Source organism: Pseudomonas sp. Irchel 3A5 (genome assembly GCF_900187575.1).
GTDB lineage: Bacteria > Pseudomonadota > Gammaproteobacteria > Pseudomonadales > Pseudomonadaceae > Aquipseudomonas > Aquipseudomonas folii.
The window spans coordinates 64,170-84,536 of sequence record NZ_FYDU01000022.1; the positions used below are offsets into that span (position 1 = coordinate 64,170).

A 20,367-nucleotide genomic window follows, 5' to 3' on the forward strand; every position below is an offset into this window, starting at 1 on the left:
AGGCTGCCAATGGCTTACAACTTTGACTTTGTACCGGTCATGCAGAACGCCGATCTGCTACTGCGTGGGGCGCTGTTTACCCTGGAGTTGACCGCCATTGGCACTGTGCTCGGTGTGGGTCTGGGTATTATCGGTGCCATCGTGCGGGCCTGGAAGATTCAGCCGTTCTCGGCGATTTTCGGGGTCTACGTCGAGCTGATACGCAACACCCCTTTCCTAGTGCAGTTGTTTTTCATCTTCTTCGGGCTGCCGTCTTTGGGCCTGCAGATTTCCGAATGGCAGGCCGCGATTCTGGCCATGGTGATCAACCTGGGTGCTTACTCGACGGAGATTATCCGCGCAGGTATTCAGGCGATTCCCAAAGGTCAGCTAGAAGCCGCCGCCGCGTTGGCAATGACGCGCTTCGAGGCGTTCCGCTACGTCGTACTGATTCCGGCATTGGGTAAAGTCTGGCCGGCATTGAGCAGCCAGATCATTATCGTGATGCTCGGTTCAGCGGTCTGTTCGCAGATCGCTACCGAGGAGTTGAGCTTCTTCGCCAACTTTATTCAGTCGCGTAATTTCCGGGCTTTCGAGACGTACATCGTCACGACGCTGATTTACCTCTTTATGGCGCTGATGGTTCGCCAGCTTCTGGCCTGGATCGGTCGTCGCTACATTTCGAGGAAAGGCTGATGGATTTCACTCTTTGGGATGTTGTGCGCAATCTGCTCACCGGTTTGCAATGGACGCTGGCCCTCTCTTTGGTGGCGTTCATCGGCGGCGGTGCGATTGGGCTGCTGGTCATGTGCATGCGCATTGCCAAGCTCAATGCGCCGCGCGTAATCGCCAAGGTTTACATCGAACTGTTTCAGGGTACGCCGCTGCTGATGCAGCTGTTTCTGGTGTTCTTCGGCGTGGCTTTGCTGGGTTTCGATATTTCGCCGTGGGCCGCCGCTGCGCTGGCGTTGACGCTGTTTACCAGTGCTTACCTGGCTGAGATCTGGCGTGGTTGCGTCGAATCGATTGCCAATGGTCAGTGGGAAGCGTCTGCCAGTCTGGCGATGACGCCGCTGGAGCAACTGCGTTATGTAATTCTCCCTCAGGCACTGCGCATTGCCGTGGCGCCTACGGTCGGGTTTTCGGTGCAAGTCGTCAAAGGCACGGCAGTGACCTCGATCATTGGTTTCACCGAATTGACCAAAACCGGCGGCATGCTCGCCAACGCTACGTTCCAGCCCTTCATGGTGTATGGCTTCGTCGCTCTGGGCTACTTCATGCTCTGCTATCCCCTGTCCCTCAGTGCCCGTTACCTGGAAAGGAGACTGCATGCCTCTGCTTAGAATTTCCGCGCTGCATAAATATTACGGCGACCATCACGTCTTGAAAGGCATCGACCTGACGGTTGAAGAAGGTCAGGTCGTGGCGATTATCGGCCGTAGCGGTTCGGGTAAAAGTACGCTGCTGCGTACGTTGAACGGGTTGGAGTCGATCAACGACGGCGTTATCGAAGTCGATGGCGAATACCTGGATGCCGCCCGCGCAGACCTGCGCTCGCTGCGGCAGAAAGTCGGCATGGTCTTCCAGCAGTTCAACCTGTTCCCGCACCTGAGTGTTGGCGAGAACGTGATGCTGGCACCACAGGTGGTGAAGAAGGTTTCGAAAGCTGAAGCCAGGAAGATTGCCAAAGAGATGCTGGAGCGTGTCGGGCTGGGAGAGAAATTCGACGCGTTCCCTGATCGGCTTTCAGGTGGTCAGCAGCAGCGCGTGGCGATTGCTCGTGCGCTGGCGATGTCGCCGAAGGTATTGCTCTGTGACGAAATCACCTCGGCGCTGGACCCGGAGCTGGTCAACGAAGTGCTGAGCGTGGTGCGTCAACTGGCAAAAGACGGCATGACGCTGATCATGGTGACCCACGAAATGCGCTTTGCCCGGGAAGTGGGCGACAAACTGGTGTTCATGCATCAGGGCAAGGTGCATGAAGTGGGCGATCCGAAAATCCTCTTCGCCAACCCGAGAACGCCAGAGCTGGCGAATTTTATCGGGTCGGTGGAGCAGGGGGCTTAAGAGCACCCTTCAACCAAGTCTGGAATGCAGTCCCGGTAGGAGGCAACTTGTTGGCGAGGGCGTCAGACCTGTTTAACCAGGAACGTTGCCTCGCCAACAACTTGGCTCCTACCGGGGGGGCGTGTCGTTGCTGAAACGAGTGAGCCAGCCCGGCTCCCACATGTATTGGTATTGTTGGCGATTGCTTAAAGACGCAACAACGTCTTCCACGCACGGCTCTGGAACACGACGATGGTCTGTTGCACTCGAGCATCCAGCACTTCATCACTGATCGGCTGTTCAGCCAGGTGCACCAGCTTGTTCAGCTCGCCGTACAGACGATCCAGCTCCGGCAGGTCCAGTGCGCCACGGGCGTGGTGCAGCCAGGCCTGAATGCGCTCGATACGCGGCAGTTGTTCTGCCAGATCTTCCGGCTGCTGTTGATAACGACCCAGTTGCAAAGCCGTGGCTTCATCGGCCAGAAAACGCGGCAGCCAGCTATCCAGTTGCGCCGCGCCCTGGCGATTGCCGCGGTTATTACGTTCCACTGTCCAGCTGCGTGCCAGCAACCAGCGCGACGTGGTCAGCGAGAACAGGCCCCAGCGCGGGTCCTGCAGCTCTTCAAGGAACTGCTCGTGAGCTGCGCCACGCACATCCTCATCTTCCTGGCCTGCCTGAACCAGTGGGCGCCAGTCTTCCAGCAAGGCATCCAGCGACGAACGCAGTTCACTGCTGGTGCTGCGTGGTGCGGCCTGGCCGAGGCTGCCCGTCAGCGCGCGCAATTCCGCGAGCAACGCAACCCAGTCCTGAAGCAAGCGCCAGTGGCCGTTGAAACGGTATTGCTCGGCCAGACGCTGGCTGCTGCCCAACAAGTGCAAGGCCAGTGCAGCGTAAGCGTCATCCAGCGGCATTTCAGCGTGGAACTGCGGAGCCGGAAGCGTCAGCGAATAGCTATTGGCGTCCAGCAGGCGATAGCCACGCTCGGCCTTGCTGATGTCGCAAGGCATCAGTGGCAAGGTCACGGCCAGTTCAGCAGCCAGTTCCAGCAGTGCAGCCGGGTCGCCCTCGCGCAACTCCAGCTCCAGCTCGCAGATTTCTTCCTTCTGCTTACCCGCCACGACGTGACCGAGATCGAGTGCTGCTTCGATCACAACCTTGGTTTTACCGCGGCCCCAGGCGATCTCTGCACGCTCACGGACGAAGTCGGTAGTGAACAGCGGTTTAATGGTTTTCTTGTCCAGGTCGGCCAATTGCTCAGGCCAGCATTCGCCGTCGAGCTTCTTCAGATCCAGCTTGGCCTTGGGCAGGTCCCAATTGAATTCGTTGCGCTCCGAGAACCCGGCAACGCTTTGGCCACGCGTCTTCATGGTCTGGATGATCTGATCGCCATCACGACGTACGCGCAGCGCAACCTTGGCGTTGGCCAGGTCGCGCTCTGGCGTATCGAAATACTGATTGGACAGCTCCACGCTCTCCCAGCCGCTCTTGTTACGCTTCTTCAGCAACGGGTGATCGCGCAGTGCAGCGAGGGTTTCGCGGCTGACGCGGAGTTTGATTTCTGTTTCTTTCTGCATGGCCGGGAATCCAGACGCTTTTACTGATAAACGGGGTGCAGCCGGTTGTTGCGTGGCTACTTAGGGTGGGCAGTGTACAGGACATGGCCTATAAACTGGCTGGATCAAATCCCGTCGGCTGGAATGACATCCCCTGTGGGAGCGGTGCTTGCCCGCGATCATAGCGGCGCGGTATGTCAGATAATCCGCGCCGCTATGATCGCGGGCAAGCACCGCTCCCACAGGTTCTGCGTTTCTCCGCCGCTGTGAGATGTCTGGCAAACCGCCCTTAACGGTTTATTCCCACCGCCCGATAGCCCTATGATGGTCAGCAAGCTCTCCCCTTAAAGGAAACGCACATGCCCTTGCCGTCCATGAAAGACCAATTCGCTGCGTTGATTGCCGCGCCTTCGGTGAGCTGCACCCAGCCTTCACTGGATCAGTCCAACCGTGCGGTGATCGACTTGCTGGCCGGTTGGCTGGGCGATCTGGGTTTTGCTTGTGATATCCAGCAGGTTTCGCCGGGCAAGTTCAACTTGTTGGCCAGTTTTGGCAGTGGTCCTGGCGGGCTAGTGTTGGCCGGGCACAGCGACACAGTGCCGTTCGATGAGGCCCTGTGGAAAACTGATCCGCTGAAGCTGACGGAAGTCGACAACCGCTGGGTCGGGCTGGGCAGTTGTGACATGAAAGGCTTCTTTGCATTGATCATCGAAGCCGTGCAGCCGCTGCTGGATCAGCCTTTCAAGCAACCGCTGTTGATCCTGGCAACCTGTGACGAAGAAAGCTCCATGGCCGGCGCTCGTGCGTTGGCTGAAGCGGGACGTCCCTTGGGACGTGCAGCCGTGATTGGTGAGCCAACGGGTCTCAAGCCGATCCGTTTGCATAAAGGCGTGATGATGGAGCGCATCGATATTCTCGGGCGCAGCGGTCATTCTTCTGACCCAAGCCTGGGGCACAGCGCCCTGGAAGCGATGCATGATGCAATCAGCGAGCTCAAGGGCTTGCGCAAGCAATGGCAGCTTGAGTACCGCAATCCGCAGTTCAGCGTGCCGACGCCAACCCTGAATTTCGGTTGCATCCACGGCGGAGATAACCCGAACCGGATTTGCGGCCAGTGCTCACTGGAGTTCGACCTGCGCCCACTGCCAGGCATGGACCCGGCTGTGCTGCGCGCCGCGATCCGTCAGAAGCTGGAACCGCTGGCGGAACTGCATCAAGTCAAAATCGACTATGCGCCGTTGTTTCCTGAGGCACCGCCGTTCGAGCAGTCCGCCGATGCGGAACTGGTGCGTATTGCAGAACGTCTTACAGGGCATCGCGCCGAAGCGGTAGCATTTGGTACCGAAGCCGCTTATTTTCAGCGTCTGGGGTGCGAAACACTGGTATTGGGCCCAGGTGATATTGCCTGCGCGCATCAACCGGGCGAGTATCTTGAAATGTCACGTTTGCAGCCTACAGTGCGTCTGTTAAGCCAACTGATTGAACATTATTGCCTGAACCCGCAATGAGTCGGGTCATGCCAGAGAGAGAATTAAGGAGAGTGCGCGTGCAGCCATGCTTGTTCCGACGATAACCACCACACGGTTGTGAGTGTTTCTGTCTTTCGTCCTTTTATCAGCAGGCTCTTCAGGTTATGCACGAATACGTCAATTGGCTTCGCCACGCGTCTCCTTATATCAATGCCCACCGTGAACGCACCTTTGTTGTGATGCTGCCCGGTGACGGCGTTGAGCATCCGAACTTCGGCAACATCGTCCACGATCTGGTGCTGCTGCACAGTCTCGGCGTGCGTCTGGTGCTGGTTCACGGCTCACGTCCGCAAATCGAAAGCCGCCTGGCTGCTCGCGGTCTGACGCCGCAATATCATCGCAACCTGCGCGTGACTGATGCCGCAACGCTGGACTGTGTCATTGATGCGGTTGGCCACTTGCGCCTCGACATCGAAGCGCGTCTCTCCATGGACATGGCCGCCTCGCCGATGCAGGGCTCGCGCTTGCGGGTAACCAGCGGCAATCTGGTCACCGCACGGCCCATTGGCGTCTGGGAAGGCGTGGATTACCAGCACACCGGCGAAGTCCGTCGGATCGACCGCAAGGGTATCAACCGCCTGCTGGACGAGCGCCATATCGTGCTGCTATCGCCAATCGGATATTCGCCAACCGGCGAGATTTTTAACATCGCCTGCGAAGACGTCGCTACCCGTACCGCTATCGATCTGGGTGCCGACAAGTTGCTGCTGTTTGGTGAAGAGCGCGGCTTGATGGACGAGCAGGGGCGGCTGGTGCGTGAACTGCGTCCGCAACAGGTGCCAGCGCATATCCTGCGTCTGGGCAGCAACTACAACTATCAGGCTGAATTGCTGGATGCTGCCGCTGAGGCGTGCCGAGGCGGTGTGGGCCGTAGCCATATCGTCAGCTATGTCGAGGATGGCGCGCTGCTCACCGAGCTGTTCACCCGAGATGGTGGCGGTACGCTGGTGGCGCAGGAGCAATTCGAGCTGGTCCGCGAAGCGGCCATTGAGGACGTGGGCGGTTTGATGGACCTGATTACGCCGCTGGAAGAGCAGGGCATTCTGGTGCGTCGTTCCCGTGAAGTGCTGGAGCGCGAGATCGAGCAGTTCAGCGTGGTCGAGCGCGAAGGCTTGATCATTGCCTGTGCGGCGTTGTATCCGATTGTGGATTCGCAAGCGGGTGAGTTGGCTTGCCTGGCGGTCAACCCTGAATATCGTCATGGCGGCCGCGGTGATGAGTTGCTTGAGCGCATTGAAACCCGTGCTCGTGAATTAGGCTTGAAGACCCTGTTCGTCCTTACTACGCGCACTGCGCACTGGTTCCGCGAACGCGGTTTCGAGCCAAGCAGCGTCGACCGCCTGCCGGCTGCCCGTGCATCACTCTATAACTTCCAGCGTAATTCGAAGATTTTCGAGAAGGCGTTGTAAAAGCCGGATCGTTGCGGCAAACACCGATTCTGTAGGAGCTCACGAGCAACGCGAGGCAGCGATAGGGGTGTTTCAGGTAAACCGCTATCGCTGCCTCGCGTTGCTCGTGAGCTCCTACAGATAATCGTGCTTTCGGCTCAGTTACTAATCCGCAATATACTCGCCTGATACGCGCCGACGAAGGTGTCGAAATCCACCGGTTCTTCGGTTTGCTCCAGCTCTGCCTGTTCGGCAATCGAAGTGCTGGCCAGTTCTTCGAAATGCGCCTGCTCTTCAGCGCTCAGCGGGTTGCTGCGGAAGTATTCGGCGTGCGCACGGCTCTGACGCAGCGAGAACGCGGTAAAACCTTCGTTGTGCTCCTTCATGCTCGCCAGCACTTTCGCCGATGGAGTCAGTGACGCGTCATCGACCTTGGCTTGCTGCGCCGCGATGGATTTGACGTGCTCGTCAGTGCCTTGGGCCTGATCCAGCAATTGCGCGATGGGCTTGATTTTCTCCAACAGCTCGGTGGCCCATGCCTTCAGGTCGATGGTGCCGTCGTTGCGATTGAGTTCAAGGCCTGGGCGACGTCCTTCCTTGACCACGGTCAGGAAATTCGATGCAGCATTACGGCATTCATTATTGGCCAGTTGCGGGCTTTCCTGCAGGGCGCAGTACAGCACGAAGGCGTCGACGAAACGGGCTTGCTGCAGATCGATGCCGGTTGGCAGGAACGGGTTGATGTCCAGGCAGCGAACTTCAACATATTGCACGCCGCGGGCAACCAACGCCTGAATCGGACGTTCGCCCGAGTAAGTGACGCGCTTGGGGCGGATGTTGGAGTAGTACTCGTTTTCAATCTGCAACACGTTGGTGTTGAGCTGAACCCACTCGCCGTCAGCGTTATGCGTGCCCACTTTGACATACGGTGCGTACGGCGTGGCTACCGCTTTGCGCAGGCTGTCGGTGTAGCTGATCAGATCGTTGTAGCAAGGCGTCAGGTCGGCCTGGGCGTTGCTCTGATAGCCGAGGTCGCTCATGCGCAGGCTGGTCGCATAAGGCAGATACAACGTGTCAGCGTCGAACTGCTCAAGCTTATGGGCACGGCCGCGCAAGAAGCCCGCATCCAGCGCAGGAGACGCGCCGAACAGGTACATCAGCAGCCAGCTGTAGCGACGGAAGTTACGTATCAGTCCGATGTAAGCATGGGACTGATAGTCGCGGGCATCGCCCTCGAAATCTTCGGTTTGCTTAAGCAGAGGCCAGACGCTTTCTGGCAGCGAAAAGTTGTAATGAATGCCCGCAATGCACTGCATGGTCTTGCCGTAACGCAGGGCCAGACCTTTACGATAGACGTACTTGAGCTTGCCGATATTCGACGTACCGTAATAGGCAATCGGAATATCTTTTTCGTCCGGCAGCGGACACGGCATCGACGGGCTCCAGAGGAGCTCGTTACCCAGCTTGGTGTAAGCAAAACGGTGGATCTGATCCAGGCTGGCCAGGGTTTCAACCGGGTTGGCCAGTGCCGGAGTAATAAACTCCAGCAGCGATTCGGAATAGTCCGTGGTGATCTGACCGTGGGTCAGGGCTGCGCCCAGAGCTTGCGGATGCGGTGTCTGCGCCAGCTTTGCATCGCCGGTCACGCGCAGGCATTCGCGCTCAATACCGTGCAGGCACTGCTCCAGCAGGGAGAGGTTAGTGCGCTCGCTAAGCAAAGCCAGGCGGCGGTTGAGAAGTTCGCTCAAGTTGGATTCCTTCACGCGTCAGTCGCCCCAATATGGGGGTGGATGTGACGGTGTACAAGGGTGAGGATTAACTGGCGATGTCGCCTGGTTTGGTTCTGCGACGCCATTATCGATAGCTCATTCTGGCCACAGCGCGCATGGAAAATTCCGACACTTATTCAATAGCGCCGAAATTACCTTAATTTGGCCTGTCTGTACTAGACGACAGCGAACGTGCCTTGTGCTTTGGCGACAAGTTTCTCGCCTTGCAGCACTTCGGCTTCAACCACCAGCGTGCGACGGCCCGCGTGCAGCACCTTGGCGATGCACAGCACCTCGCCTTCCGATACCCCACGCATGTAGTTGATTTTGCATTCGATGGTCACGCTGCGCTGATCGAAACCGTGGGAGCTGGAACAGGCCAGCCCCATGGCGATGTCGACGAGGCTGAAAATCGCCCCGCCGTGCATCACATTGCCGCGATTGCGCAGGTGATCTTCCAGCGGCAAGGCCACTTCGGCAACGCCTACGTCCAGGCGGCGCAGCTGACAGCCTATCGCCCGGAAGTACGCGCTTTCAGTAAAACCCGCCGGAATGTCCATCAGCGCTTCTTCAGCTGTTTAGCGTTGGCGAACAACGAAGCCATGGCGTTATTGGCCGGTGCTGCTGCTGTTGCGGTTTCCTTGCGCGGTGCGCTGCTCTGCTGCTGGCGCGGGGCCGAGCCAGGACGCGAGCCACGAGCGCCGTCGACTTTCTCGCCCGGTGTGTCGCTCATGCGCATGGACAAGCCAACGCGTTTGCGCGGGATGTCCACTTCCATGACCTTTACCTTGACGACATCACCGGCCTTGACCGCCTCACGCGGGTCCTTGATGAATTTCTCGGACAGCGCCGAGATATGCACCAGACCATCCTGATGCACGCCGATGTCGACGAAAGCGCCGAAGTTGGTGACGTTGGTCACAACACCTTCGAGGATCATGCCAGGCACCAGGTCCTTCAGATCTTCAACGCCATCCTGGAACTCTGCGGTCTTGAACTCCGGGCGCGGGTCGCGGCCTGGCTTCTCAAGCTCTTGCAGAATGTCGGTGACGGTTGGCAAACCGAAGGTTTCGTCGGTGTACTTTTTCGGGTCCAGACGCTTGAGGAAGCTGGCGTCGCCGATCAGCGAGCGGATGTCGCGGTCGGTTTCAGACGCGATACGCTTCACCAGCGGATAGGCTTCCGGGTGAACGGCCGATGAGTCCAGCGGGTTATCGCCGTTCATGACGCGAAGGAAGCCTGCAGCCTGTTCGAAGGTTTTTTCGCCCAGACGCGGGACTTTTTTCAGCGCTGCACGGGATTTGAAGGCGCCGTTTTCATCGCGATGCGCCACGATGTTCTGCGCCAGTGTCGTGTTGAGCCCGGAAATGCGTGCCAACAGCGCCACCGATGCAGTATTCACATCCACGCCGACCGCGTTTACACAGTCTTCGACTACTGCGTCCAGACCGCGCGCAAGCTTGAGCTGCGATACGTCGTGCTGGTACTGACCGACACCGATGGATTTCGGGTCAATCTTCACCAGCTCAGCCAGCGGGTCTTGCAGGCGGCGGGCGATAGACACCGCGCCACGGATCGATACGTCCAGATCTGGGAATTCCTTTGCAGCCAGTTCCGAGGCGGAATAAACCGAGGCCCCCGCTTCGGAGACCATGACCTTGGTCATTTTCAGGCCTGGGTATTTTTTGATCAGTTCAGCGGCCAGCTTGTCGGTTTCGCGGCTGGCGGTGCCGTTGCCGATGGCGATCAGGTCTACCGCGTGCTTGGCGCAGAGTGCAGCCAGCACCGCGATGGTCTGATCCCACTGGTTTTTCGGCACGTGCGGGTAAACCGTGGCGTAATCCAGCAGCTTGCCGGTGGAGTCGACCACGGCGACCTTGCAACCGGTGCGCAGGCCCGGGTCCAGCCCCAGTGTGGCGCGAGGGCCTGCCGGTGCGGCGAGCAGCAGGTCATGCAGGTTATGGGCGAAAACGTTGATCGCTTCGGTTTCCGCGCCATCGCGCAGCTCACCCAGCAAGTCGGTTTCCAGATGGCTGTAGAGCTTGACCTTCCACGTCCAGCGCACCACTTCTGCCAGCCACTTGTCAGCCGGACGGTTCTGGTTTTGCAGACCAAAACGCTCGCCGATCATGAGTTCGCACGGGTGCATGGTGCCGGGCAGTTCTTCACCGACTTTCAGGGCCGAGCTGAGGAAGCCTTCGTTGCGACCACGGAAAATTGCCAGTGCGCGGTGCGACGGCATGCTTTTCAGCGGCTCGTCGTGTTCGAAGTAATCGCGGAACTTGGCACCTTCTTCTTCCTTGCCAGGCACCACGCGTGCACTGATTACGGCTTCCTGTTTGAGGAAGCTGCGCAGCTTGTCCAGCAGGGTGGCGTCTTCGGCGAAGCGCTCCATGAGGATGTACTTCGCGCCTTCCAGCGCGGCCTTCACGTCGGCCACGCCTTTTTCTGCGTCCACAAAACGTGCGGCTTCGGCTTCCGGGCTCAATGTCGGATCGTTGAACAGACCGTCGGCCAATTCGCCAAGGCCGGCTTCCAGGGCAATCTGGCCTTTGGTGCGGCGTTTTTGCTTATAAGGCAGATACAAGTCTTCGAGGCGGGTCTTGGTATCGGCAAGCTTGATATCGCGGGCCAGCTCCGGGGTCAGCTTGCCTTGCTCTTCAATGCTGGCAAGGATGCTGATGCGGCGCTCGTCGAGTTCGCGCAGGTAGCGCAGGCGCTCTTCAAGATGACGCAGTTGCGTGTCATCGAGGCTGCCGGTCACTTCTTTGCGGTAACGGGAAATGAAAGGCACGGTAGAGCCTTCATCCAGTAGGGCGACGGCCGCTGCGACCTGTTGTGGGCGTACGCCAAGTTCTTCGGCGATGCGGCTGTTGATGCTGTCCATGAGACCACCTGGAGTTGTGAGCTAAATACCTGATTACAAAGTGGCCGCGAGCTACGCTGGCCGACTTTCACAAGAATACTGTCGAGCTGCCATGTTCAGGCATTGCCTGACTTTGAGGGCGGCGCATTATACCCAGCGGAGTTCGTTTAGGGGATGAGCCGACAAAAGCACTGTTTTTGCTCAGAGGATGCAAGGCGTGAGTGGCAGCCCCGGTAAAATCTGCTAACAATGCACACGGTGCGTATCACAGCAGCTACGCCATAATGCGGGCCGAGATCAAAGGAGCATCTGAATGAGCAGCACTGCACAAACTGCCGAAGGCGAAAAAATCCTTATTGTTGATGACGATCCGGGTTTGAGCAGCCTGTTAGAGCGTTTTTTCACCAGCAAGGGTTATCGTGCCCGTGCTGTGGCCAACGTTGAGCAAATGGATCGCTTGCTGGCCCGCGAAGTCTTCAATCTTGTCGTACTTGACCTGATGCTGCCGGGCGAAGACGGGCTGTCAGCCTGCCGTCGTCTGCGAGCCGCTAACAATCAGGTGCCAATCATCATGCTGACCGCCAAGGGCGATGAGCTGAGCCGCATCAAAGGCCTCGAACTGGGCGCTGACGATTACCTGGCCAAACCCTTCAACCCTGACGAGCTGATGGCGCGGGTCAAGGCTGTATTGCGTCGTCAGGCCGCTCCGGTACCCGGCGCACCGGGCAGCGAAGACGAGTCAGTCACCTTTGGTGATTACGAATTGTCCCTGGCCACGCGCGAACTCAAGCGTGGCGATGAAGTACACATGCTCACCACAGGCGAGTTTGCTGTCCTCAAGGCGCTGGTGATGCATGCTCGCGAACCGCTGACCCGCGACAAACTGATGAACCTGGCCCGCGGCCGCGAGTGGGATGCGCTGGAGCGTTCGATCGACGTGCAGATTTCCCGTCTGCGTCGCCTGATCGAGCCGGATCCTTCCAAGCCGCGCTACATTCAAACGGTTTGGGGTGTTGGTTATGTATTCGTTCCGGACGGTGCGGGTACACGATAATCGAGCGCTTTTAGGAGCACAGCCCGCTGTGGTGATTGCCAGTCACGTCGATAGCCCCGAACAGGTCTATCGACGTTTTGGTTTTCGTTGATCCGGCGTCGGGTTGTCGTTCGCGTTTCGCAAACCTGCGAGCCTGGCTCGCTCCTGCAAAGTGTATAGCTGCAACTATGAAAACCCCGCTCTGGTTCCCGCAAAGCTTCTTCTCTCGCACTCTTTGGCTGGTGCTCATCGTCGTGCTGTTCTCCAAGGCGCTGACCCTGGTTTATCTGTTGATGAACGAGGACGTGCTGGTCGACAGGCAATACAGCCACGGTGTCGCGCTAACCCTGCGCGCTTATTGGGCAGCCAACGAGAATGACCGGGAGGCGATTGCCGATGCGGCAGGGCTGATCCGCGTGGTGGGCGGCGGTGTTCCGGAAGGTGAGCAGCATTGGCCCTACAGCGAAATCTATCAGCGCCAGATGCAGGCCGAGCTGGGCGCGGACACTGAAGTCCGTCTGCGTGTGCACGCGCCACCAGCATTGTGGGTCCGGGCACCAAGCCTGGGCGATGGCTGGTTGAAAGTGCCGCTGTACCCGCACCCACTGCGTGGTCAGAAAATCTGGAGCGTGCTGGGCTGGTTCCTCGCCATCGGGCTGTTATCCACAGCCTCGGCGTGGATCTTCGTCCGACAACTCAATCAGCCCCTAAAGCGGCTGGTGTTCGCCGCCAGGCAGTTAGGGCAGGGGCGCAGCGTGCGTCTGCCGGTCAGCGATACGCCCAGTGAAATGACCGAGGTATACCGCGCGTTCAACCAGATGGCCGAGGACGTCGAACAGGCCGGGCAGGAGCGAGAATTGATGCTGGCGGGTGTTTCCCATGACCTGCGAACACCGTTGACCCGCTTGCGCTTGTCGCTGGAGTTGATGAAGGGCGAAAACGAACTCACTGAAGGCATGGTTCGCGACATTGAAGACATGGACGCCATTCTCGATCAATTCCTGGCGTTCATCCGCGATGGGCGCGATGAAGAAATCGAAGAGGTGGACCTCAGTGAGCTGGTGCGTGATGTAGTTGCCCCGTTCAACAATCCGGAGAATCCTGAAGAGCAGATCCGCCTTTGCCTTGAGCCGATTCCGCCATTCCCGTTGCGACGCGTTTCAATGAAGCGATTGCTCACCAACCTGATTGGCAATGCCATGCACCACGCAGGCAATGGCATTGAGGTTGCGGCTTATGTGTCCGGCGATACCAGTGCGCCTTACGTGGTGCTGAGCGTTCTGGACCGTGGAACCGGGATTGACCCGTCGGAGCTTGAGGTGATTTTCAACCCGTTCATTCGCGGTGATCGTGCCCGAAGTGGCAAGGGCACGGGGCTGGGGTTGGCGATCGTCAAGCGGATTGCAGCGATGCACGGCGGCAACGTCGAATTGCGCAATCGTTCGGGCGGTGGCCTGGAAGCGCGAGTGCGCCTGCCTTTAGGGCTGATGCTGCCGAGAGGGGCGGTTTAAAAACGGCCAACTCAATCTGTCTCCTGTTGGAGATTCCATATTTGTCCGCAAGCTGATTGACGACGTGGGACCGGCTTTAGCCGGGAAGGCGGTATTTCGGCAGATGAAGATTCAGTGTCTGCACCGGCCTCTTCCCGGCTGAAGCCGGTCCCACGTCATCAGTGATCCAGCTCCCACTGGGCAGCAAAAGACCTGGGTTTAGCCTTTCCCTTTGGTCCGCGTCATATGCGGGCCGCTGTTTTTCTCCAGATACTCAATGATCATCCCGGCCACGTCTTTGCTGGTAGTCACTTCGATGCCTTCCAGCCCTGGTGACGAATTGACCTCCATCACCAGCGGGCCGTGATTGGAGCGCAGGATATCGACACCGGCGACGCTCAGGCCCATGACCTTGGCGGCGCGGATGGCGGTCATGCGCTCCTCGGGAGTGATCTTGATCAGACTGGCGCTGCCGCCACGGTGCAGATTGGAGCGGAATTCGCCGGGTTTGGCCTGGCGCTTCATCGAAGCAATGACCTTGTCACCGACCACGAAGCAGCGGATATCCGCGCCACCCGCTTCCTTGATGTACTCCTGAACCATGATGTCTTGCTTGAGGCCCATGAACGCCTCGATTACCGATTCAGCCGCAGTGGCTGTTTCGCACAGCACCACGCCAATGCCCTGAGTACCTTCCAGCACCTTGATCACCAACGGTGCGCCGTTGACCATCTGGATCAGGTCGGGGATATCGTCCGGTGAGTGAGCAAAGCCTGTCACCGGCAAACCGATCCCGCGACGCGAGAGCAGTTGCAGCGAGCGCAGTTTGTCCCGCGAACGAGCGATAGCTACCGATTCGTTGAGCGGGAAAACGCCCATCATTTCGAACTGACGCAACACAGCGCAGCCATAAAAAGTCACTGAAGCACCGATCCGCGGGATCACCGCATCAAAGCCCTCCAGCGGTTTGCCGCGATAGTGGATCTGCGGCTTGTGGCTGGCGATATTCATGTAGGCACGCAGGGTGTCGATCACCACCATCTCATGGCCACGTTCAATACCAGCTTCGACCAGACGACGGGTTGAATACAAACGCGGGTTACGCGAAAGCACAGCGATCTTCATGCAGCACCTGTGGCAGAGGTAGTCGAGACCGGGAAAACCGGTTTGTCCTGAACGTAAGTAATGCCCGGATTGACGACCAGTTGGCCATCGATCAAGGCGTTGGAGCCGAGTAGCAAGCGATAGCGCATTGCTTTGCGGCAGGCCAGCGTGAATTCCACAGGCCAGACGCGATCACCCAAAGCCAGGGTGGTGCGAATGACATAGCGGACCTGCGCGTGACCGTTGGAGCTTTTTATGGTTTTCATGGCGACCAGCAGCGCTTCGCAACGGCGATGGCGCAACTGGACCACAGTGCCCAGATGGGCGTTGAAACGAACCCACTTCTGGCCGTCGCGTTCGAAAGGCTCGATCTCGGTGGCGTGCAGGCTTGAGGTGCTCGCACCGGTATCAATTTTCGCCCGCAGGCCTGCCACCCCAAGATCGGGCAGCGCCACCCACTCACGCAGGCCGATGACTGTCAGATGATCAAATGTTTTCAATGAATTTCCGTACTTCTTATGCTTTCTGCCAGACCCCTGAATCGATCTGGGCCAATGCTTTGAATGCAGGTCTGGCGAACCAGTAACCTTGCATCAGGTAAATCCCGCAGTCTGCGAGGAAGTCCCGCTCTTCGGCACATTCGATGCCTTCGGCAATGACTGTAACCCCTAACTCCGCACACATTGTGACAACCCCGCGAACGATAGCCTGACGCGGCCGGTCGCGGTGAATATCTCTGATTAATTGCATGTCGAGTTTTATCAGGTCCGGCTGAAAGTCGGCGAGCAGGGTCAGGCCCGAGTATCCGGCGCCGAAATCGTCAATGGCCGTCATGAAACCGAATTGGCGGTATTCACGCAGAATATTGGTCAGGTGGCGATTGTTATCGACGTGCTCGCTTTCAATCGTTTCGAAGATCAGCCGGTCCAGCGGAAAGTCATGCTGACGCGCAGCCTCAAGCGTGCTGCGGATGCACAACTCGGGTCGATAAACCGCATTGGGCAGAAAGTTGATCGAAAGCCGCTCTTGCATCTGCAACGCAGCAGCCCCCGCGATGGCGTGGGTCCGGCACAACTGGTCGAAGCGATAGCGGTTCTTGTCCGTGACCTGGTTCAAGACCGAAAACGCACCTTCGCCATTGATGCCACGCACCAGTGCTTCGTGCGCAAAAACCGACTGGTCGCGCAGGTCAACGATAGGCTGATAGGCAAAGGCGAAAGAGAAGTCCAGATCGGGGCTGTTTCTGCAACCGTCGCAGCCGCTGGCGGGTGAGGTCAATGACGGGGGGAACTCAGTCATATCACGTTCCATGTATAAGGTTTTGGAAAGAGCCAGGGTTGCAGATCGTCGCAAACGCTTGCAGCACGCGGTGCGTGCCGTAGTACAGTCTGACTACGACCTGATTGAGGAATTCATATGGCTCAAAAGTCAGAGGAAGACGATAAAGTCCGCCTGGATAAATGGCTATGGGCGGCCCGTTTCTACAAGACTCGTGCCTTGGCAAAAACGGCAATTGAAAGTGGTAAGGTGCACTGCCGTGGCGAGCGTTGCAAGCCGGGCAAAGAACCGCGCATCGGTGATCAGTTTCAGATTCGTACAGGCTTCGATGAGCGTACGGTCGTTGTTGAGGCCCTGTCGATTGTCCGCCGCGGCGCGCCGGAGGCCCAAGCGCTTTACAGCGAGACGCCCGAGAGTATTACCAAGCGTGAAAATGAAGCCGCGCAACGCAAGGCCGGGAATCTGGGTGTGACTACCGACGGCAAGCCCACCAAGAAGCAGCGCCGGCAATTGTTCGATTTTCGTGGAGCGGTGCGCGAATAAGTGAACCTCGTGAACCCGTAGGACCGGCTTTAGCCGGGAGAGCGGTATTTCTAGCGAAGAGACGCCGGTCCTGCGAATCGCGTAGATCCTGTGGGAGCGGTGCTTGCCCGCGATAAGAACACCGCGTCTATCCTGAATCGCATCCAGCCTTATCGCGGGCAAGCACCGCTCCCGCAGGGGTTGAGTGATCAGTTCAATCCCCGCGTACGACACTGATGCGGTTCACCACCGGTAACTTCTCAAACAGCGTGAAAATCGGCGATGTAACCTTCAGCCAGAAATTACTCATCCCTGCTGCAAACGGTGTGTAATAACCCCAGCCCAACGCGAGCAGAGCGATCAACACGCCGCCGATATAGTCGTCCTGCCCCCAGTGAGCACCCGCCACCAGGCGCGGCATCATGAAAAGAAGTGCCAGCCCCCAGATCACAACGCGCTGAACGAGAGTGCGGCTGAACACCGTCATGAACATCGCCCAGATCAACAGCACCGACGCATGATCGCCAGGGAAGCTTTGGCTGGAGCGGTCCTTGAGTTCCCAGGCCTTTTCCAGATGAGGGTACATTTCGCTCAAGCGAATCGCGCCTTCCAGCACCATGGACGGGCTGTCATGTTGCAGGCTCGAATGATCCAGCCACTTGGAAAACAGCGTGCGAATGATCAACAGCAAGAGCAGGATCGAAACGAATCCAAATAGCGCTGCACGCACTTGAATGGTTTTGAAGACCCAGTCACCTTTAATCAGCAAGCACAGCAGGATCAAGCCGACCACGGCATCGAAAGGACGCATACTGGCAACTGTCCACATGGACCGCCACACTACGTTTTGTTCAAGAGGCTGATTGAGCAAATGAAACAGCCCTTCATCAAACTGGTTTAACAGGGCATGGCCGGTTGGCCACATCCAGATGCCCAGTAACCCAAGGGCGATCAAATTGCACAGCACGAGTCGGCTGATGTTCCACTTCGCTTGGAAGAGTGTGGGATAGCCCATAAAATGGCCCTTATCTACATGGCAGTACGCGCCTGGAGCGCTTTAAACGGCGCTTTATAGACGCTTGTCATCAATTTGTCATCAATTCAGATACCTTCCCCATGACTGATATCGAGTACTCCCAGCGCTTCATTTTTGACGAAAGCGATGTTCGCGGTGAGCTGGTCGCGCTTGAGCGCAGCTATGCCGAGGTCTTGGCCAAACATCCGTATCCGGAGCCGGTCGCGCAACTGCTCGGCGAGCTTTTGGCCGCTGCAGCGTTGTTGGTGGGCACCCTGAAGTTCGAAGGTTTGCTGATTCTCCAGGCGCGCTCCAGCGGTGCTGTTCCACTGTTGATGGTTGAGTGCTCCAGTGAGCGCGAGCTGCGCGGCATTGCTCGTTATGACGAGGCACTTGTCACGCCGGGTGCCGGTCTGCAGGACCTGATGCCTGACGGCTCTCTGGCCATGACCATCGATCCGCGCAAAGGCAAGCGCTACCAGGGCATCGTCGCTCTGGATGGCGTTGACCTTTCTGAAAGCCTGTCGAGCTACTTCGTGATGTCCGAGCAACTGGGCACACGCTTCTGGCTCAAGGCTGACGGGCACCGCGCACGAGGCTTGCTGCTGCAACAATTGCCAGTGGCACATCAGACCGATCCTGAAGAGCGCGATGCTACCTGGGAGCATGTCACCACGCTCGCCAGTACCCTGACGGCCGAGGAATTGCTGAGTCTGGACAACGAAACAGTGCTTCACAGGCTGTTCCACCAGGACCCGGTAAGGATGTTTGAAATTCAGCCACTGTGTTTCCGCTGCAGCTGCTCCCGGGAACGTTCGGCCAATGCGCTGGTCAGTCTTGGACTGGAAGATGCGCAGCAACTGGTTATTGAGCATGGTGGCAGCGTCGAAATCGACTGCCAGTTCTGCAATCAGCGCTATCTTTTCGATGCCACTGATATCGCTCAGCTCTTCGCTGGAGGTGGAGTCGACTCGCCATCTGATACGCGCCACTAATCAAGCACGGATTTCGCCTCACTACATGCTGTGGGCAGCGGTGAGGCGGTTCTGACGGGAGGCCTACCATTCTTGGGCTTTTCTGGCATAATCCGGCCCACTTTTCCGCTGTAGTAGTGGTTGTTTTTTTACTACAAAACCGTTTGGAGCACTCGGCCACTGGCCGACGGGGACCCTCATGACTCAAACCAACAACGCTGTGTACACCGATCTGAGCATCGACGACCTGGTCAAGCAAGCGCTTGCCCGCGGCGAAGGCGAACTTTCCGACACTGGCGCTCTGGTTGTGAGAACAGGCCATCGTACTGGCCGTTCGCCGGTCGATCGTTTCATCGTTGAAGAGCCAAGCACTCAGGACGCAATCGCCTGGGGCCCGATCAACCGCAAGTTCCCGTCTGACAAATTCGATGCTTTGTGGGATCGCGTTCAAGCGTTCAACAACGCACAAGAGCATTTTGTTTCTCACGTGCATGTAGGCGCTGCTGAAGACCACTACCTTGCTGTGAAGATGACCACCCAGACTGCCTGGCAGAACATGTTCGGTCGCTGCCTCTTCATCAACCCGGCTCAGTACAACCCGGCGGGTCGTCAAGAGTGGCAGGTCCTGAACGTTGCCAACTTCGAATGCGTCCCAGAGCGTGACGGCACCAACTCAGACGGTTGCGTGATCATCAACTTCGCGCAAAAGAAAGTATTGATCGCTGGCATGCGTTACGCCGGTGAGATGAAGAAAGCGATGTTCTCGGTGCAGAACTTCCTGCTGCCGGCTTCTGACGTGCTGCCAATGCACTGCGCGGCCAACATCGGCGAAGAGGGTGACGTCACCCTGTTCTTCGGCCTGTCCGGTACCGGCAAAACCACACTGTCTGCTGATGAAAGCCGTTACCTGATCGGTGACGACGAGCACGGCTGGGGCGAAGGCGTAGTGTTCAACATCGAAGGCGGTTGCTATGCCAAGTGCATCGACCTGTCCGAGAAGAACGAGCCTGTTATCTGGAAAGCCATCAAGCACGGCGCAGTGCTGGAAAACGTTGTCCTGGACGACGCCAAAAAGGCCGATTACGCCGATGGCAGCCTGACCCAGAACAGCCGCGCGGCTTACCCGCTTGAGCACGTTGAAAAGCGTTCCGAGAAAAACCTCGGTGGCGAGCCAAACGCTGTGATCTTCCTGACCTGCGACCTGACCGGTGTACTGCCGCCAGTGTCGATCCTCAGCGAAGAGCAAGCGGCTTACCACTTCCTGTCGGGTTACACCGCACTGGTTGGCTCCACTGAAATGGGTTCGGGCAGCGGCATCAAGTCGACGTTCTCCACCTGCTTCGGCGCTCCGTTCTTCCCGCGTCCGGCTGGCGAATACGCGGAGCTGCTGATCAAGCGTATCCGCGGCTTCGGTTCCAAGGTCTACCTGGTTAACACCGGCTGGACTGGCGGCGGCTACGGCGTTGGCAAGCGCTTCAACATCCCGACTACCCGTGGCGTGATTGCAGCGATCCAGAGCGGCGCGTTGATCGGTGCGGCTACCGAGCACCTCGACACCATCAACCTCGACGTGCCATTGGCCGTACCGGGCGTTGAAACCGGCCTGCTCAACCCACGTAATACCTGGGCTGACAAAGCTGCGTACGACGAAGCCGCCAAAGCCTTGGCTGGCCTGTTCGTTGAGAACTTCAAGAAGTTCGAAGTGAGCGACGCGATCAAGGCAGCGGGTCCACAGTTGTAATACGGACTGGCTGAACAAAAAACCGCCCTTCGGGGCGGTTTTTTTGTGGGCTTGAAAGCGGTGCGGGTCGCTTTCATCAG

General features: G+C 58.1%; 18 protein-coding genes. 10 read left to right on the top strand and 8 right to left on the bottom strand.

Features of this window, described 5'->3' with window-relative positions:
- Positions 1 to 9: 9 nt before the first annotated feature.
- From CKW31_RS27620 to CKW31_RS27630, 3 genes are read left to right on the top strand one after another with little or no spacing between them, the layout of a single operon-like run.
- Positions 10 to 675, top strand: a complete 666-nt coding sequence (locus CKW31_RS27620) for an amino acid ABC transporter permease (protein WP_095102035.1) — start codon at positions 10 to 12, stop codon at positions 673 to 675.
- Positions 672 to 1,322 carry an amino acid ABC transporter permease gene (locus tag CKW31_RS27625; RefSeq protein ID WP_176470002.1) on the top strand — a complete coding sequence of 217 codons (651 nt, stop codon included), beginning with the start codon at positions 672 to 674 and terminating at the stop codon, positions 1,320 to 1,322. The genes CKW31_RS27620 and CKW31_RS27625 overlap by 4 nt, the downstream gene beginning before the upstream one ends.
- Positions 1,309 to 2,046: an amino acid ABC transporter ATP-binding protein gene (locus CKW31_RS27630; protein ID WP_027902696.1), complete on the top strand. Its 738-nt coding sequence runs from the start codon at positions 1,309 to 1,311 to the stop codon at positions 2,044 to 2,046. The genes CKW31_RS27625 and CKW31_RS27630 overlap by 14 nt, the downstream gene beginning before the upstream one ends.
- Before the next feature lie 185 nt (positions 2,047 to 2,231).
- Here the strand turns inward: CKW31_RS27630 and CKW31_RS27635 are convergent, their stop codons facing one another.
- A complete protein-coding gene (locus CKW31_RS27635) occupies positions 2,232 to 3,599 on the bottom strand; it encodes an inorganic triphosphatase (RefSeq protein ID WP_095102039.1) in 1,368 nt (455 codons plus the stop codon).
- A 338-nt stretch (positions 3,600 to 3,937) separates the two neighbouring features.
- Here CKW31_RS27635 and argE point away from each other — a divergent pair, with 338 nt between their 5' ends.
- Complete coding sequence (argE, locus tag CKW31_RS27640; protein WP_095102041.1) at positions 3,938 to 5,086, top strand: acetylornithine deacetylase; 1,149 nt, start codon at positions 3,938 to 3,940, stop codon at positions 5,084 to 5,086.
- Between the two features lie 125 nt (positions 5,087 to 5,211).
- Positions 5,212 to 6,516, top strand: a complete 1,305-nt coding sequence (gene argA, locus CKW31_RS27645; protein WP_095102043.1) for an amino-acid N-acetyltransferase — start codon at positions 5,212 to 5,214, stop codon at positions 6,514 to 6,516.
- Positions 6,517 to 6,653: 137 nt separating this feature from the next.
- Here argA and gshA read toward each other — a convergent pair whose 3' ends face one another.
- The 3 genes from gshA to CKW31_RS27660 form a co-directional block, all read right to left on the bottom strand.
- On the bottom strand, positions 6,654 to 8,243 hold the full coding sequence (gshA, locus tag CKW31_RS27650; protein WP_095102045.1) for a glutamate--cysteine ligase: 1,590 nt from the start codon (positions 8,241 to 8,243) through the stop codon (positions 6,654 to 6,656).
- Between the two features lie 197 nt (positions 8,244 to 8,440).
- On the bottom strand, positions 8,441 to 8,824 hold the full coding sequence (locus CKW31_RS27655; protein ID WP_095102047.1) for a PaaI family thioesterase: 384 nt from the start codon (positions 8,822 to 8,824) through the stop codon (positions 8,441 to 8,443).
- A complete protein-coding gene (locus CKW31_RS27660) occupies positions 8,824 to 11,151 on the bottom strand; it encodes a Tex family protein (RefSeq protein ID WP_095102049.1) in 2,328 nt (775 codons plus the stop codon). The genes CKW31_RS27655 and CKW31_RS27660 overlap by 1 nt, the downstream gene beginning before the upstream one ends.
- 292 nt (positions 11,152 to 11,443) lie before the next feature.
- Between CKW31_RS27660 and ompR the strand changes: the two genes are divergently transcribed.
- Entirely contained in the window at positions 11,444 to 12,184 is a 741-nt protein-coding gene (gene ompR, locus CKW31_RS27665) for a two-component system response regulator OmpR (protein WP_027902703.1), read from the top strand.
- Between the two features lie 167 nt (positions 12,185 to 12,351).
- A complete protein-coding gene (locus tag CKW31_RS27670; RefSeq protein ID WP_095102051.1) occupies positions 12,352 to 13,674 on the top strand; it encodes an ATP-binding protein in 1,323 nt (440 codons plus the stop codon).
- Positions 13,675 to 13,872: 198 nt separating this feature from the next.
- Here CKW31_RS27670 and rimK read toward each other — a convergent pair whose 3' ends face one another.
- The 3 genes from rimK to CKW31_RS27685 are packed head-to-tail and all read right to left on the bottom strand — an operon-like array spanning position 13,873 to position 16,056.
- On the bottom strand, positions 13,873 to 14,778 hold the full coding sequence (gene rimK, locus CKW31_RS27675; protein WP_020293260.1) for a 30S ribosomal protein S6--L-glutamate ligase: 906 nt from the start codon (positions 14,776 to 14,778) through the stop codon (positions 13,873 to 13,875).
- On the bottom strand, positions 14,775 to 15,224 hold the full coding sequence (locus CKW31_RS27680) for an ATP-dependent zinc protease (RefSeq protein ID WP_176470003.1): 450 nt from the start codon (positions 15,222 to 15,224) through the stop codon (positions 14,775 to 14,777). The genes rimK and CKW31_RS27680 overlap by 4 nt, the downstream gene beginning before the upstream one ends.
- 49 nt (positions 15,225 to 15,273) lie before the next feature.
- Positions 15,274 to 16,056 carry an EAL domain-containing protein gene (locus CKW31_RS27685; protein WP_095102053.1) on the bottom strand — a complete coding sequence of 261 codons (783 nt, stop codon included), beginning with the start codon at positions 16,054 to 16,056 and terminating at the stop codon, positions 15,274 to 15,276.
- 117 nt (positions 16,057 to 16,173) lie between these two features.
- On the opposite strand from CKW31_RS27685, the gene CKW31_RS27690 reads away from it, so the two are divergent.
- Positions 16,174 to 16,578, top strand: a complete 405-nt coding sequence (locus CKW31_RS27690) for an RNA-binding S4 domain-containing protein (protein ID WP_087271883.1) — start codon at positions 16,174 to 16,176, stop codon at positions 16,576 to 16,578.
- Positions 16,579 to 16,771: 193 nt separating this feature from the next.
- Here CKW31_RS27690 and CKW31_RS27695 read toward each other — a convergent pair whose 3' ends face one another.
- A complete protein-coding gene (locus CKW31_RS27695) occupies positions 16,772 to 17,572 on the bottom strand; it encodes a phosphatase PAP2 family protein (protein WP_095102055.1) in 801 nt (266 codons plus the stop codon).
- A gap of 101 nt (positions 17,573 to 17,673) precedes the next feature.
- Here CKW31_RS27695 and hslO point away from each other — a divergent pair, with 101 nt between their 5' ends.
- Positions 17,674 to 18,567, top strand: coding sequence for an Hsp33 family molecular chaperone HslO (gene hslO / locus CKW31_RS27700; protein WP_095102057.1), 894 nt, complete (start codon positions 17,674 to 17,676; stop codon positions 18,565 to 18,567).
- A gap of 178 nt (positions 18,568 to 18,745) precedes the next feature.
- Positions 18,746 to 20,287 (top strand): phosphoenolpyruvate carboxykinase, encoded by a 1,542-nt coding sequence (locus CKW31_RS27705; protein WP_095102059.1) that lies wholly within the window; start codon positions 18,746 to 18,748, stop codon positions 20,285 to 20,287.
- Positions 20,288 to 20,367 lie beyond the last annotated feature (80 nt).